The 15,423-nt window shown below is 58.6% G+C and carries 13 protein-coding genes; 11 read left to right on the top strand and 2 right to left on the bottom strand.

From position 1 onward, the window contains the following. Positions 1–21 precede the first annotated feature (21 nt). Complete coding sequence (locus tag RHP74_RS15575; RefSeq protein WP_077747847.1) at positions 22–717, bottom strand: pirin family protein; 696 nt, start codon at positions 715–717, stop codon at positions 22–24. A gap of 281 nt (positions 718–998) precedes the next feature. Here RHP74_RS15575 and RHP74_RS15570 point away from each other — a divergent pair, with 281 nt between their 5' ends. Next, on the top strand, positions 999–3,473 hold the full coding sequence (locus RHP74_RS15570; protein ID WP_311100388.1) for a UvrD-helicase domain-containing protein: 2,475 nt from the start codon (positions 999–1,001) through the stop codon (positions 3,471–3,473). 57 nt (positions 3,474–3,530) lie between these two features. Here RHP74_RS15570 and RHP74_RS15565 read toward each other — a convergent pair whose 3' ends face one another. Further along, positions 3,531–3,806 (bottom strand): DUF1652 domain-containing protein, encoded by a 276-nt coding sequence (locus tag RHP74_RS15565; RefSeq protein ID WP_010460414.1) that lies wholly within the window; start codon positions 3,804–3,806, stop codon positions 3,531–3,533. A 263-nt stretch (positions 3,807–4,069) separates the two neighbouring features. Between RHP74_RS15565 and RHP74_RS15560 the strand changes: the two genes are divergently transcribed. From RHP74_RS15560 to RHP74_RS15515, 10 genes are all read left to right on the top strand, one after another. Then, a complete protein-coding gene (locus RHP74_RS15560; RefSeq protein WP_311100385.1) occupies positions 4,070–4,885 on the top strand; it encodes a helix-turn-helix domain-containing protein in 816 nt (271 codons plus the stop codon). A 50-nt stretch (positions 4,886–4,935) separates the two neighbouring features. Next, positions 4,936–6,342 (top strand): FAD-dependent oxidoreductase, encoded by a 1,407-nt coding sequence (locus RHP74_RS15555; protein ID WP_311100383.1) that lies wholly within the window; start codon positions 4,936–4,938, stop codon positions 6,340–6,342. Between the two features lie 43 nt (positions 6,343–6,385). Next, positions 6,386–6,727, top strand: coding sequence for a cupin domain-containing protein (locus RHP74_RS15550; protein ID WP_077747853.1), 342 nt, complete (start codon positions 6,386–6,388; stop codon positions 6,725–6,727). A 76-nt stretch (positions 6,728–6,803) separates the two neighbouring features. After that, positions 6,804–7,889: a polyamine ABC transporter substrate-binding protein gene (locus RHP74_RS15545; RefSeq protein ID WP_311100380.1), complete on the top strand. Its 1,086-nt coding sequence runs from the start codon at positions 6,804–6,806 to the stop codon at positions 7,887–7,889. A gap of 118 nt (positions 7,890–8,007) precedes the next feature. Then, positions 8,008–8,262: a hypothetical protein gene (locus RHP74_RS15540; RefSeq protein ID WP_010460404.1), complete on the top strand. Its 255-nt coding sequence runs from the start codon at positions 8,008–8,010 to the stop codon at positions 8,260–8,262. A 449-nt stretch (positions 8,263–8,711) separates the two neighbouring features. Next, complete coding sequence (locus RHP74_RS15535) at positions 8,712–10,169, top strand: serralysin family metalloprotease (RefSeq protein ID WP_304874191.1); 1,458 nt, start codon at positions 8,712–8,714, stop codon at positions 10,167–10,169. A 97-nt stretch (positions 10,170–10,266) separates the two neighbouring features. Beyond that, positions 10,267–10,689, top strand: a complete 423-nt coding sequence (locus RHP74_RS15530) for an AprI/Inh family metalloprotease inhibitor (RefSeq protein WP_304874189.1) — start codon at positions 10,267–10,269, stop codon at positions 10,687–10,689. A 210-nt stretch (positions 10,690–10,899) separates the two neighbouring features. Continuing rightward, positions 10,900–12,675 (top strand): type I secretion system permease/ATPase, encoded by a 1,776-nt coding sequence (locus RHP74_RS15525; protein ID WP_282410280.1) that lies wholly within the window; start codon positions 10,900–10,902, stop codon positions 12,673–12,675. Beyond that, the gene (locus RHP74_RS15520; RefSeq protein WP_311100376.1) at positions 12,672–14,021 is read left to right on the top strand and encodes an HlyD family type I secretion periplasmic adaptor subunit; all 1,350 of its coding nucleotides are present in this window, start codon (positions 12,672–12,674) and stop codon (positions 14,019–14,021) included. The genes RHP74_RS15525 and RHP74_RS15520 overlap by 4 nt, the downstream gene beginning before the upstream one ends. 2 nt (positions 14,022–14,023) lie before the next feature. Continuing rightward, positions 14,024–15,391, top strand: a complete 1,368-nt coding sequence (locus RHP74_RS15515) for a TolC family outer membrane protein (RefSeq protein ID WP_311100374.1) — start codon at positions 14,024–14,026, stop codon at positions 15,389–15,391. Positions 15,392–15,423: the final 32 nt, after the last annotated feature.

The raw sequence follows: 15,423 nt of genomic DNA, 5'->3' as shown, positions 1-15,423 counted from the left end.
TTTTGCCCTGCATTTACCCGATCAAGCCAGATCCACCAACACGATCTCACTGTCCTCAATCGCAGTCACCCGCAACACCTGCTCATCCGCCACGGCAACACCGTCTCGAGCTTGTGCACGCAAGCCATTGACTTCAATGACCCCGGTAGCCGGAACCAGATAAGCGCGACGGCCACTGTCCAGGCGATACTCGGCGGACTCACCGGCCTTCAGATTGGCGGCCACCAGCCGTGCATCGGCACGGATTCGCAGGCTTTGATCGTCACCCGCCTTACCGCTGGCCAACGTCACGAAGCCTTCACGCTGGCCTTTCGGGAATGGCTTGGCGCCCCAAGAGGGGGCCAGGCCGGATTCGTTCGGGATGATCCAGATCTGAAAGATCCTGGTTTCGTTCGCTTCCAGGTTGTATTCACTGTGAGCGATCCCGGTGCCGGCGCTCATGACCTGAACGTCGCCCGCTTCGGTGCGGCCCTTGTTGCCGAGGTTGTCTTCGTGGGTAATTGCACCTTCACGAACATAGGTGATGATTTCCATGTCCCGGTGCGGGTGTTTAGGGAACCCAGTGCCGGAGGCAATCACGTCGTCGTTCCATACCCGCAGGTTGCCCCAGTTCATGCGTTTCGGGTCGTGGTACTCGGCGAACGAAAAGTGGTGGTGGGCATCCAACCAGCCATGGTGGGCGCCGCCCAGGGAGCTGAAAGGTCTGAGTTCAAGCATGATCGTCTCCTGAAAAAGGTTCGTCATGGGGCAGAGCGCCTGAGCCACGAAACGAGAACCGGTGGTTGATGGCGGGCATCATCTATCAGGCACCAATCGATAAAAAGCGTAAAAAATGCCTCATCATGATCGGAAAAGTTGATATCAAATAACCTCGAAACGTTCTCATCCAGCCTTCACTTCATCGTATAAGCCAATGACCTGTAAGCATTTCACTAGAACTCAACGGCAAATACGGACACCATAGCCCTCGTCAGCCTCACACCCTGGAGTCAGCCCGCGTGCCGCAACACACCCCCGATCTTCCTCCCGAACTTCGTCCCCTGGCCGAGATGCCACTGCTCAAGCGCCTCGCCGCCCGGTTCTTTGGCCATGGCTTGACCCGTCTGCGCGCGCAACACCGTGCCTCGTGGTTGCACGGGCAAGCCGATGGGTTTCGCAGTGGTCACAGCGCCGGGGTCGATTACGGCTATAAGGAAGGCAAAGCCGAGGGGTTGGAAGAAGGCCGGCAGGTCCTGCTGATCCGCGATTCGCGCTCCACCGAGCACCGGCCACCTAATGTCGATCACAACTTATTCGACGATTGGCGCCTGCCACTCGGCACTGAGCTTAAGAAGCGCATGAAGGCCGATGTCGCCCGACTGCTGCCACCTCACGCCCAGCCCAGCGCCGCCCAGTGGAAAATGATTTTCAGCGACACGCCTTCGACGTCGGTGATTGCCGGGGCGGGTGCAGGCAAGTCGACGACACTGGTCCTGCGTATCCTGCTGCTGACCCATTACCTGGGCTTCGAGCTGAGCTCGATGACCGTGGTGACCTTCACCCGCGAGTCGCGCAAGGACTTCATTAATAAGCTGATCGAATTGTTTGGTGTGTGGGGCCGGGCACTGAGCCTCAAGGAGGCGCGCGACCTGGTGCGCACCTTCCACTCGCGAATCCTGCCGATGGTTCGCAGCCTGCCGGGCTTCGAGCGCCTGCAAGCATTCGAAAACCTCAGCAATCGCGCGCAAAACGGCGATGAGGACGTCGACAGCAATCCCTTCGACCTGCGCATCAATGACGCGCAGCGTCAGCAACTCAATGCGTGTTTTCACAGCCTGCACACCCGCGATGAGCGTTTTCGCGAACTGATCAAGCCATTGTCCCGTCATGCCTTGCAACTCAAGGAGCTTGAGCGCGATCACCCCGACGTGCAGAAGCGCGTGGCGGTGACCGAGTTGGCGGCCAAACGTGACGAGGAGCTCTGCGACACGATTGAGGACCTGTGGTTTCGTGCCGGCGCCTGGCCAATAAAAGGCATCGAGCCCAATCGGCAGGCTTTCGATATCAATGGTGCGACTTTCCATTGTCACGGCTACATTCCCACGCTGGACGCCTGGGTGGTACTCGGTTTTGACCCACGGGAAAATCCGCAGGTCTGCCGCCCGAATGCCAAGTTGACTGTCCGCGCGGAATGGGCGGTGAAGCGCACCCTGTTTCAAGCTTTCTGTCGTAAACCATTGATATGGCTGGATAGTTACAAATCATCAAAGCGCGTGCTGGCTTCCCTGGCAGGGGATGCCAGTGCCGGTCCGGGTTTCGATTACAAGGTCAAGGGTGAGCTGGGATCAGCCCCCTTGCTGGATTGTTTTGTGGCCGCCGCCGGGTTTATCGAAAACCTCGGCCTGGATGTTCCGAGTGCCGTAGGCCAGATGAGTTTCGCCAAGGATGACCCGGACCGGTATTTCTTCGAAGCTCTGAGCCTGTTCTGGCGCGCCCTGGAAGATCATTTGCTTGATCAAAAACCACCGGTGATGACCTACAACCGGATGTTTGCCTTGTTTAGCGAGCATTCCCCGGAAAATCTGAAGCTGCTGAGCGATGAGCTGCTAAGGCCCTTGTCACACCTGATGATCGACGAATTTCAGGACGTATCGCCGCAAATTGTCTTGTGGATCCGTGCCAGTCTGGCCGAGATTCGCAGTCGCGGCCCGGCGATGCATGTGGGGCGAGGCGCGCAACGTTCGTCCTTGCTCTGCGTCGGCGATGACTGGCAGTCCATTTATGGCTGGCGCGGCAGTTCTCCAGCGTATTTCATGGAGTTCAACAAGGAATTCCCGTCACCGAGCACGACCAAAGTGATGCTCAGCGACAATTTCCGCAGTCATCAGCACATCATTGATGCGGCCGAGCATATCGTCCGCGCAGCGCCGTCGATCGCCGGGAAGAAGGCCAAGGCCAGCGGTGAACCCAAGGCGCTGTTGCCGGTGAACGTCATGGATCGGGATGATCAAGGCATGGCTCAACGCCTGATCCAGCATTATCGACAAGGTGATTCAATCTTGATGCTTTATCGAAAAAGCAGCGATAAGTTATTGATTGAACATCACATTCAGTCTGTAGTTAATGTGGATTCTAACTTGCCGTATGAAGCGCGGCGCATCAAACAGCTGACGTATCACAGCGCCAAGGGCTTGCAGGCTGACGCGGTGTTTTTGCTGGGTGATTGTCAGCATCTGACCAGTTCTCCCTACAAGAATCAGGTCTATCGCATGGCGGGCCTTGGCAAGACGGGCGACAACGAGCCATACGACAACGCACAGAAAGACGAAATCCTGCGGCTGGCTTACGTCGGCATCACTCGGGCGGTGAGTCATTGCTACTGGTATGTCGACGGGCAGGATACTCAGGCGGCGAACATGCCCAAGGCATCTGACCGGATTGGCAAGGACAAGCCATTCTTTGCTGATCATCGCCAGGGTCAGAAACTGGCCTGAACCCGAGCCCCACAAAAAAGCCCACATGATGTGGGCTTTTTGTTGGGCGTTTGGCCTTCAGGCATAACTCTTGAAGGCCTGGGGAGGTATGAAAGACTCTAGCTCGTCTTCCACGGCTTCGATTATTCGTTCTACGTCCGCGGCATTCATCACGGTTGCGCATGGAATGCCTGCAATGGCGATCATGGTCTCGCCACTGGCGCGGTCAAACAGGCGGGCAATCATGCTGCCCGGCGCGTCCATGCTCGCCTCGAATCCCATGGGATGGAAATGCCAGCGCATCAGCTGACAGGCGTTTGGAAACGTAACTTTGCTGAAAGACCCTTTATTCATGTGTTGCCCGCCTTCTTCATCGAGCGCTTCCTTTAGCTCATGTTAGGAGGGAAGAGCCTTCAATGGCTCAACCGGTGACTGCCTTTAAAAGTAGCACCCGGATGTGAAAACCATGTGATTTTTTTCAGTCCGTTTGGCGATTGCTACCGTTTTTTTGATATGGATCACGTGCCGGGCCTTGCTCGGCGTTACCGGCCATCAGGCGTGGTCATTGAAGCCGCGGCCGAACTTCGGCAAGCTCGGCTTTTTTCGTCGAGTCCCTTATGCACGCCGATGATGATGGCCCGCTGCAAACAAAGGCCACGGGCGAGACGGTCATGCGCTACCACCTGTGCTGGAAACACCGGGATCTGGACGGTGTGATGGCGCTTTATCACCCGGACATTCAGTACAACGACTTTTTCCAGAACCGGGTCATGGGCCTGGATGAGTTGCGTGAGTACGTGCGCGGCAGCATGCCGCGTAACCCGGACGAAGCGCTGGAGCATTCCGATCGCATACGGCTGGACGGCAACACTGCGTTCATCCAGTACCAGATGACCTTGCGCGGCGGCGAAGGGCTGGTGTCGTTCCGTTCCAGTGAAGCGATCACGGTGCGCGACGGGTTGATCTGGCGAGTCAACGAATACGCGTCACTGGTGCGCGAACAACCCCGACGCAACACCGCTACGAATTCGCGCCCGGCCGCCAGCCGACTTGGGCTTTCACCGCGCCAGCTGAGTTTCATGGCTGAGGACCTGCAACAGTATTTCCAGCGCCAGCAGCCTTATCTGGATCCCGAGCTCGATCTGCAACGGGTGGCGCAGGAGTGCGGGTACAGCCGCAATCAGATTTCCTATCTGCTGAATCAAGTGTTGGGCCAGAGCTTCTATCGCTATGTCAATCAGGCGCGGCTGCAGCATTTACTCGCGGCGCTGGACGCCGCCATGCCACCGCTGCGCATTGATGAGCTGGCGTTTGCCGCCGGCTTCAACTCCTTGTCGGCGTTCTACAGTTGTTTTCGCCAGCACACAGGGCTGTCGCCCAAGGCTTACGTCAAACAAATTTCTTTGCGTGCACGCGCGCACGACAGCCCCTGAGGTCACGCACTAGGATCGACGCCATCAAAGTTTGAGTGGCGGAGTCTGGCATGTCGGCGTGGCGCACTATCAGTTTGTGGATGGATCAACTCGACGAGCCGTTGCTGGCGCGTCCTGCGCTGGAACATGACCTGGACGTCGACGTGGCCATCATCGGTGCGGGCTACACCGGGCTCTGGACCGCGTATTACCTCAAGCGCCTGGCGCCAGGCCTGGACATTGCCATCGTCGAAGCGCAAACCGCCGGTTTTGGCGCGTCGGGCCGCAACGGCGGCTGGCTGATGGGTAACTTGCTGGGCGAGGACCGTCTGTTGGCGGGTTTGCCGCCAGACCAACGTCGGGCCTCTTTCGATCTGCTGCACAGCATTCCTGATGAAGTCGAGATTGTCATCGAACGGGAGGGCATCGACTGCGATTATCGCAAAGGCGGGGTGTTGTACTGTGCCGCGCGTTATCCCGAGCAGGAAACCAGCCTGCGCGACTATCTGGACAAGCTTTACCGCCAAGGCCTGACCGAAAGCGATTACCGCTGGCTCAGCCCGGAGCAACTGACGCAACAGATCAGAGTGGCGAAGCCTTATGGCGGTATCTATGCACCGCACGTTGCGACCATTCACCCGGCAAAGTTGGTGCGAGGCCTGGCAGAAACGGTCGAGCGCATGGGTGTCAAAATCTACGAAAACAGCGCGGTCACGCAGTGGCAGTCGGGGAGTTTGCGCACGGCAAAGGCTCAGGTCCGCAGCCGCTGGACCGTGCCGGCGGTAGAAGGTTATTCGGTCACGTTGCCACCCCTCGGCCGTTATCAGTTACCGGTACAAAGCCTGATTGTCGCCACCGAACCATTGTCTGCCGCGACCTGGGACGAAATCGGCCTGAGCCGCGGCCAGGCGTTCAGCGAAAGCAGTCGACAGGTCACCTACGGCCAGCGTACGGCCGACAACCGCCTGGTGTTCGGCGCCCGGGGCGGCTACCAGTTTGCCGGAAAATTGCGCCATGACTTTGACCTGACCACCAGCGAAGTGGAGTTGCGGCGCTACCTGTTCAGCGAACTCTTCCCGCAACTCAAGAACGTGCAGATTACCCACGCATGGGGCGGCAACCTGGGCATGTCCCGGCACTTCAAGCCGCACATGCTCTGCGATCAGGCCAGCGGCATTGCCTTGTCCGGCGGTTATGGCGGCGAGGGCGTCGGCGCCAGCAACCTGGGCGGCCGAACCCTGGCGGATCTGATTCTTGAGCGCGATACCGAACTGGTTCACCAGCCTTGGGTCATGCCTCAAGGCGGTCTGGACACGCTCCGGGCCTGGGAGCCAGAGCCCTGCCGCTGGCTGGGTTACAACGCGATCATCCGCAGCTTCGTCCACGAAGACCAGACCCTGGCCAACCCGGCGACAGCCCCTTGGCGCCGGAAACTGGCGAGCAAGGTGGCGGGGTTCATGGAAGGTTTCATGCAGTAAACACCGCGTTCTACATCTATAGGCTCAATCGACAGGTACTCCCATGGGCATCACGCAATTCAAGAACACCGCAACACTGGAACTGGAGGAGTCGAACCCCGTCGCCGTGCCGTTGGGAACACCGGTGGCGGTGGCTTCGACCACCAGCGTCGAGCGCGACGATGGCGTCGAAACCGGCGTCTGGGAATGCACGCCCGGCCGCTGGCGTCGGCAGATCGTTGCCCAGGAATTCTGTCACTTCATCCAGGGGCGCTGCACGTTCACCCCGGACGACGGTGAAACCCTCTACATCGAAGCCGGCGACGCACTGATGTTGCCGGCCAACAGCCTCGGCATCTGGGATATCCAGGAAACCGTGCGCAAGACCTACGTTTTGATTTTTTGATTTTTTGATTTTTGATCCTTTGATTGCCTGCCAATAGCGCTCCAACAAAAAAAACGGCCCATACAGGAATCGACTCATGATCCGAAAGACACTGACCCTGGCACCCCTTGCGCTTGTCGCGTCCCTCAGCCATGCCGCCGAGACCGTCAAGATCTATAACTGGTCGGACTACATCGCGCCGGATACCACCAAAAACTTCCAGAAAGAAACCGGCATCGCCTTCAGCTACGACGTCTACGACAGCAACGAAACCCTGGACGGCAAGCTGATGACCGGAAAATCCGGGTACGACGTGGTATTCCCGTCCAACCACTTTATGGCACGGCAGATTCAGGGCGGGGCGCTGAAGAAGCTCGACAAGAACCAGCTGCCGAACTGGAAGAACCTCAACCCGGTATTGCTCACGGCATTGCAGACCAACGACCCGGGTAACGAACACGGTTTCCCATACCTGTGGGGCAGCACCGGTATCGGCTACAACATCGCCAAGGTCAAGGCCGTGCTGGGCGACAACGCGCCAGTGGACTCCTGGGACCTGATCTTCAAGCCCGAGAACATGGCCAAGCTGCAAAAGTGCGGCGTCGCCATCCTCGACAACGGCCCCGAACTGCTGCCGGCCGCGCTGAATTACCTCGGGCTGCCGCATCACAGCAAGAACCCGGAAGACTACAAAAAAGCTGAAGCGCTGCTGATGAAAGTCCGGCCCTACGTCAGCTATTTCCACTCATCCAAATACACCAGCGACCTGGCCAACGGAGACATCTGCGTGGCCGTCGGCTTCTCCGGCGACATCCTGCAGGCCGAAAACCGTGCCAAAGAAGCCAAGAACGGTATCGACATCGGCTACGCCATTCCCAAGGAAGGTGCCGCGATCTGGTTCGACATGGTCGCCATGCCCGCCGACGCCCCGGACGAAAATGCCGGCTACGCGTTCATGAACTACCTGCTGCGCCCGGGCGTCATGGCCAGCATCAGTAACTATGTTCACTACGCCAACGGCAACCAGCAGGCCGACAGCCTGATCGACCCGGCCATCAAGAATGACACTAAGGTTTATCCGAGCCCGGAAATGATGGGCAAGCTGTTCGCCCTGGAGGCGATGCCGCTGAATATCGACCGGATTCGGACGAGGGTGTGGAACAAGATTCGGACGGGGAGTTGAGGCCATAACTCAATCGCGTCATTGATCGTCTGGACCTGTAAATTCTGACAGTAGATGGCTGGCAAAATCCTTTGTAGCGTTTCCGGCACAGACATAACGTCTGCAAAGGAGAATCGCGATGAACAAATCAGCTTTGCAAGCTTACGTTGAAGGAGAGATTAACCTCGCTGCCAAGCGAATCATCGATAAAGGCGCCCAGTCCGATGAAATCGCCTATGGCAGGTTGAAGGCCAACCTGAGCTTGCGTCGTATCTTGGTCGAAGCCCCGACACCTGAGGATCTCGGCCTATGGGGGGGCATCAATGACATCCTCCAGCAACTGGGGATTCTGGACAGTCGAGAAACGGTCTTGTCCGTTGTTGATGAGGTTTAGAAAGCAGTGATGGCGGTGGGTAAATGCAATGGTGAACACGCAACGTGTTCACCATTGGCTCCTGTTCGCCTGGAAGTCATCGCGGCTGACTACCCCTCATCGGGCGTTTGATTTGGCTGATGGCATTGCCCTGGCACTTAAATTAACAAGTCACGGAAAAGTGAGACGCTCTCGACAAAAAACAACTTACCTCTATTTAATATTTAAATACGCAATTGTCAGACAATTAGTCCGAAACCCTCAACTAAAAACTATATTTCGACAGCGCAGGCATTGTTTCCGGGTACTTGCCGGGGCAGAACAATTTGACGTCAAAAAAAATGTAGACGTTCGATTTCGAATTGTGTCAGTTTTCTTTCGCCTTCATTGGGCGAGTGATAGGACGATCTCGCCAGAGATTGTCGCTATCTGACAAAAACTGTTCCATTGCTAAACAAGGAAGTGTGTTTATGTCGAAAGTTAAGAACAACGCTATTGATCTTGCCGAACAGGCCTTTTCGCCATTGCAATCATTGGCTGCGCCCAGTTCCGCGTACAACCAGATCGACAGCTTCAGCCATCAGTATGACCGGGGTGGCAATCTCACGGTCAATGGCAAACCGTCCTACTCCGTCGACGAGGCAGCGACGCAATTGCTGCGCGACGGCGCTGCCTACCAGGACAAGGACGGCAGCGGCAAAATCGAACTGACCTACACGTTCCTGACCTCGGCGTCGTCGAGCACCATGAACAAACACGGGATTTCCGGTTTCAGTCAGTTCAGCGCCCAGCAGAAAGCCCAGGCCGTGCTCGCCATGCAATCCTGGGCCGATGTGGCCAAAGTCACTTTTACCGATAAGGCCACGGGCGGCGACGGTCACATGACCTTCGGCAACTACAGCGGCGGCCAGGACGGCGCAGCGGCATTCGCTTACCTGCCTGGCACCGGTGCCGGTTATGACGGTACTTCCTGGTACCTGACCAACAGCAGCTACACGCCAAACAAGACACCGGACCTGAACAACTACGGGCGTCAGACCCTGACCCACGAAATCGGTCACAGTCTGGGTCTGGCCCACCCCGGCGACTACAACGCCGGTGAAGGCGCGCCGACTTACAACGACGCGACCTACGCGGAAGACACCCGCGGCTACAGCCTCATGAGCTACTGGAGTGAAAGCAATACCGACCAGAACTTCAGCAAGGCCGGCGTCGAAGCCTATGCGTCCGGTCCGTTGCTGGACGATATTGCCGCCATCCAGAAGCTCTACGGTGCCAACACCACCACCCGCACCGGTGACACCACCTACGGTTTCAACTCCAATGCCGGTCGCGATTTCCTGAGCGCGTCTTCGTCGTCGGACAAGGTCGTGTTCTCGGTGTGGGATGCGGGCGGCAAAGACACGCTGGACTTCTCCGGGTTTACCCAGAACCAGAAGATCAACCTCAATGAGGCCTCGTTCTCCGATGTTGGCGGCATGGTTGGCAACGTTTCCATTGCCAAGGGTGCAACCATCGAGAACGCGATTGGCGGTTCGGGTAACGACCTGCTGATTGGTAATGGCGTGTCCAACGAGCTGAAGGGCGGTGCCGGCAACGACATCCTCTTCGGCGCGGGCGGTGCGGACAAGCTGTGGGGCGGTACCGGCTCGGACACTTTTGTGTTCGCGGCCAGCAGTGACTCCAAGCCGGGTGTAGCCGACCAGATCCTCGATTTTGTCAGCGGCCTGGACAAGATCGACCTGACCGCCATCACCAAAGGCGCGGGCCTGCACTTCGTGAATTCGTTCACCGGTGCGGCAGGCGATGCCGTGTTGACCTCTTCGGGCGGTAATAGCCAGTTGGCAGTGGACTTCTCCGGGCATGGCGTGGCTGATTTCCTGGTCAGCACCGTTGGCCAGGCGGCGTTCTCGGACATCGTGGCCTGATACAAGGCTAATAGGAGCGCGACGCTTGATGCGCCGCGCTCTGTCCTTGCATCGATGTGCACTGTGCGTAAGGCTACACGTTGGAGTTGAAAGTCCTATGACCCATAACGCGTTTACCTACAGAACGACCGCGTGGCTGTTGGCGACGCTGATGATGTTTCTTGGAGATGTAGCCATGGCAAGCAGCCTGAAATTAGCGGACCCCTCGGAACTCGCCGGGAAATGGCAGGCCACCCTGACGGCTAAAGCGGATTCGCCTGAGTCTCAGGCGTTGCAGGACAAGCCATCGAACGTTTGCGTCATTGAGCTTGTAGCGAACCAGACCTTGGGCGAGGGCGCTGACTGCCTCGGCGCCTGGCTGCAAGACACTGCGGTTGGATGGTTCCCGGAACCGGACGGCATCGCAATCACCGGCAAAGAAGGCTCAAGAATCGTGTTATTCAGCCGACAGCATGAAGGGCTTTATCAACGCACGTTGAAGTCGGGTCTGGTCATTACGCTCCAGCGCGTTGCGCCATAAGCGCAAAGTGCCGACCGACGCAAGTGTTGGATATAAAGCCCGTAGTTGCCGTTATAAGCGACAGATCAATAACCAGGCTTTTTTATAAAGCATAAAAAGTTGTTATTCATTTGTAAGCACTGACTGGCAAAGAATGTCTCGCCCCGTGTGCGGACAGTTAATTGAAACCCCGCCAAAACAGGGCGAGGAATATCATCTCAGGAAAAATCAATGAAGATGGCGAAGGCCCCAGCCACCGCTCCGTTATTCAAGGCACTGGGCGACTATAAAAGCATCCTGATCAGCGTCGGTTGTTTCACCGCGTTAATTAACGTATTGATGCTGGTCCCGTCGATTTACATGCTCCAGGTCTACGACCGCGTGCTGTCTTCGCAAAACGAAACCACCCTGGCCATGTTGTCGCTGATGGTGGTCGGATTTTTCGCCTTCATCGGGTTGCTCGAGATCGTGCGCAGCTTCATCGTCATCCGCATCGGCAGCCAGCTGGAGCGCCGTTTCAACCTGCGGGTGTATCAGGCCGCGTTCGAGCGCAACCTGCTCAAGGGCGAGGGCAACGCCGGTCAGTCCCTTGGCGATCTGACCCATATTCGCCAATTCGTCACCGGTCCTGCGCTGTTTGCCTTCTTCGACGCGCCGTGGTTTCCGGTCTACCTCTTCGTGATCTACCTGTTCAACGTCTGGCTCGGTGTGTTCGCGACCGTGGGCGCGCTGGTGCTCATCGGCCTCGCGTGTCTGAACGAGGCAATGACCAAAAAGCCCTTGGGCGAAGCCGCCGGGTTTTCCCAGAAGTCCAGCCAACTGGCCACCAGTCATCTGCACAATGCCGAAACCATCCAGGCGATGGGCATGCTCGGCGTGTTGCGCAAGCGCTGGTTCCAAGTGCATTCGCGTTTTCTCGGCCTGCAAAATCAGGCCAGCGACACCGGCGCCATCATCAGCTCCCTGAGCAAAACCTTGCGGCTGTGCCTGCAATCCCTGGTCCTGGGCCTCGGCGCGTTACTGGTGATCAAGGGCGATATGACCGCCGGAATGATGATCGCCGGTTCCATTCTGATGGGCCGCGTCCTGAGCCCCATCGATCAGCTGATCGCGGTGTGGAAACAGTGGAGCGGCGCCAAGCTCGCTTATCGTCGTCTTGATTCGCTGCTGCAAGCCTTTCCACCGAGTGACGAAGCCATGGCGCTGCCGGCGCCGAAGGGGCAGATCACCTTCGAACAAGTCAGCGCCGGCCCTCCGGGGCAACGCGCGGCGACCCTGCACATGGTCAATTTCAGCCTGAGTGCCGGCGAAGTGTTGGGCGTACTTGGCGCCTCCGGCTCCGGCAAGTCGACCCTGGCCCGGGTGCTGGTTGGCGTCTGGCCAACCCTTGGCGGCACGGTGCGGCTTGATGGCGCGGACATCCATCGCTGGAACCGAGACGATCTGGGTCCCTACATCGGCTACTTGCCCCAGGACATCGAATTGTTCAGCGGCAGCATCGCGGAAAACATCGCCCGGTTTCGCGAAGCGGATCCGCAAAAAGTTGTCGAAGCGGCGCAACAGGCGGGCGTCCATGAACTGATCCTGCGCATGCCGCAGGGCTACGACACGGTGCTGGGCGAGGACGGCAGTGGCTTGTCTGGCGGCCAGAAGCAACGGGTGGCGTTGGCCCGCGCGCTGTACGGCAAGCCAAGCCTGGTGGTGCTCGATGAGCCCAATTCCAACCTCGACACCGTGGGCGAAGCGGCGCTGGCCGGCGCCATCGCGCAAATGAAGGCTCAGGGCACGAGCGTGATTCTGGTGACCCATCGTTCCTCGGCGCTGGCTCAGGCTGACAAGTTGCTGGTGCTCAACGACGGTCGTTTACAGGCCTTTGGCCCCAGCCAGGAAGTGCTCAAGGCACTCTCCGGCGCCCAGGAACAGCAACGTGAAAAACCGGCGCAAGCACCGGGCGGGCTCAGCATGAGTCGCCAGTATCAGCCTACGACAAGGAATTCGGGTGTATGACCAGCGCTCGCATGAACACTGAAAACGAAGCGACGATGGAACACGATTACATCGCCGAACGCCCTGAGCGTGATGCACGTTTCTTCTCCCGCATGGGCTGGATTCTGGCGATTGTCGGTGCTGGCAGTTTCTTCACCTGGGCCAGCCTCGCGCCGCTCGACCAAGGAATCCCGGTGCAAGGCACAGTCGTGGTCTCGGGCAAGCGCAAGGCCGTGCAATCGATGAGCAACGGCGTGGTCAGCCGGATCCTGGTGAGCGAAGGCCAGGTGGTAAAGCAGGGCCAACCGCTGTTCCAGCTCGACCAGACCCAGGTCGCGGCCGATGTGCAATCGCTGCAAGCGCAATACCGCATGGCCTGGGCCAGCCTGGCGCGTTGGCAGAGCGAGCGGGACAACCTCAAGCAGGTGAATTTCCCCGCGGAACTGAGCAACGATCCCGACCCACGCCTGGCGCTGGTCCTCGAAGGCCAGCGGCAGTTGTTCAGCAGCCGCCGCGAAGCGTTTTCCCGCGAGCAGGCGGGGCTGCGCGCCAACATCGAAGGCGCCAGCGCGCAATTGGCCGGCATGCGCCGCGCGCGTACCGATCTGACGGCTCAGGCCAGCTCCTTGCAGCAACAACTGAGTAACCTTCAGCCCCTGGCAGACAACGGCTACATCCCGCGCAATCGCTTGATGGAGTTCCAGCGGCAGCTGTCGCAGGTGCAGCAGCAATTGGCGGAAAACAGCGGCGAAAGCGGCCGGGTCGAGCAGGGCATCCTCGAGTCGCGCCTGAAGCTGCAACAGCACATCGAGGAATACCAGAAAGAAGTCCGCACGCAACTGGCCGATGCGCAACTCAAAAGCGTGACCCTGGAAGAGCAGCTGACTTCCGCCGGGTTTGATCTGCAACACAGCGAGATCATCGCCACCGCCGACGGCATCGCGGTCAACCTTGGGGTGCACACCGAAGGTGCGGTGGTCCGCCAGGGCGACACCTTGCTGGAGATCGTGCCGCAAGGCACCCGCCTGGAAGTGGAAGGGCACTTGCCGATCAACCTGATCGACAAGGTCGGCACCCACTTGCCGGTGGACATTTTGTTCACCGCGTTCAACCAGAGCCGTACACCGCGCGTACCCGGCGAAGTCAGCCTGATTTCCGCCGACCAGATGGTCGACGAGAAAACCGGCGCGCCGTACTACGTGCTGCGCAGCAGCGTCAGCGATCAGGCCATGGAAAAACTCAACGGGCTGGTGATCAAGCCCGGCATGCCGGCGGAAATGTTCGTGCGCACCGGTGAACGTTCACTCCTCAACTATTTGTTCAAACCGCTGCTCGACCGGGCAGGCTCCGCGTTGACCGAGGAATAAGGATGTTCGGCTGTATGAATAAGCTTTCAATGCTCACAGCCACCCTGGCGTTGCTGACGTGCAACGGTGCGATGGCCGCCATGGGGCCTTTCGATATCTACGAGCAAGCGTTGCGCAATGACCCGGTATTCCTTGGCGCCATGAAGGAACGCGATGCCGGCCTTGAAAACCGCATCATAGGCCGGGCCGGGTTGTTGCCCAGGCTCGGTTACACCTACAACAAGGGGCGCAACACCTCCAAGGTCACCCAAATCAATGAAGGTCGGCCGGACTTCACCGAGGACCGCAACTACGGCAGCTACGGCTCGAACCTGACCCTGCAACAGCCGTTGCTCGATTACGAAGCCTACGCGGGGTATCGCAAAGGCGTGGCGCAGTCGCTGTTTGCCGACGAAGCGTTCCGCGGCAAGAGCCAGGAATTGCTGGTTCGTGTGCTGGAAAACTACACCAATGCGCTGTTCGCCCAGGATCAGATCGACATCGCGCTGGCGAAGAAGAAGGCCTTCGAACAGCAGTTCCAGCAGAACGAGCAGATGTTCCGCCAGGGCGAGGGCACGCGCACCGATATTCTTGAGGCCGAGTCTCGCTACGAACTGGCGACCGCCGAGGAAATCGAGGCACGCAACGAGCAGGACGCGTCCTTGCGCGAACTGGGCGCGCTGATTGGCGTGCCGGCCGTCGACATCACCGATCTGGCGCCGCTGGACCAGAACTTCCAGACCTTCAGCCTGCTGCCGGCCAACTACGACACCTGGCACGAGATGGCCGTGGCCAACAACCCGAACCTGGCCTCCCAGCGTCAGGCGGTGGAAGTCGCGCGGTATGAAGTCGAACGCAACCGCGCCGGACACCTGCCGAAAGTCAGTGCCTACGCTTCGGTGCGCCAGAACGAATCGGAAAGCGGCAACACCTACAACCAGCGTTACGACACCAACACCATCGGCATTGAAGTCAGCGTGCCGTTGTACGCCGGCGGCGGGGTGTCGGCGTCGACCCGTCAGGCCAGCCGCACCATGGAACAGGCCGAGTACGAACTGGACGGCAAGACCCGGGAAACCCTGATCGAGCTGCGTCGGCAATTCAGTGCCTGCCTGTCGGGGGTGAACAAGTTGCGCGCTTATCAGAAAGCCCTGAAATCGGCGGAATTGCTGGTGGTTTCGACCAAGCAAAGCATCTTGGGCGGTGAGCGGGTGAACCTGGATGCGTTGAATGCCGAACAACAACTATTTACCACCCGCCGGGATTTGGCTCAGGCAAGGTATGACTACCTGATGGCCTGGACCAAGTTGCATTACTACGCCGGGACCTTGAATGAGCAGGATCTGGCCAAGGTGGACGAGGCATTCGGTCAAGGCCCGAGATCTCAATGATTTGACCTGTTGCGTTGCAGCCCCTAGTGGGC

The sequence above is a fragment of the Pseudomonas sp. SG20052 genome, from assembly GCF_031766055.1.
Taxonomy (GTDB): Bacteria; Pseudomonadota; Gammaproteobacteria; order Pseudomonadales; family Pseudomonadaceae; genus Aquipseudomonas; species Aquipseudomonas mandelii.
The sequence above is the reverse complement of the archived record's forward strand: the minus strand, read 5'-3'. Positions and strand labels throughout refer to the sequence as shown.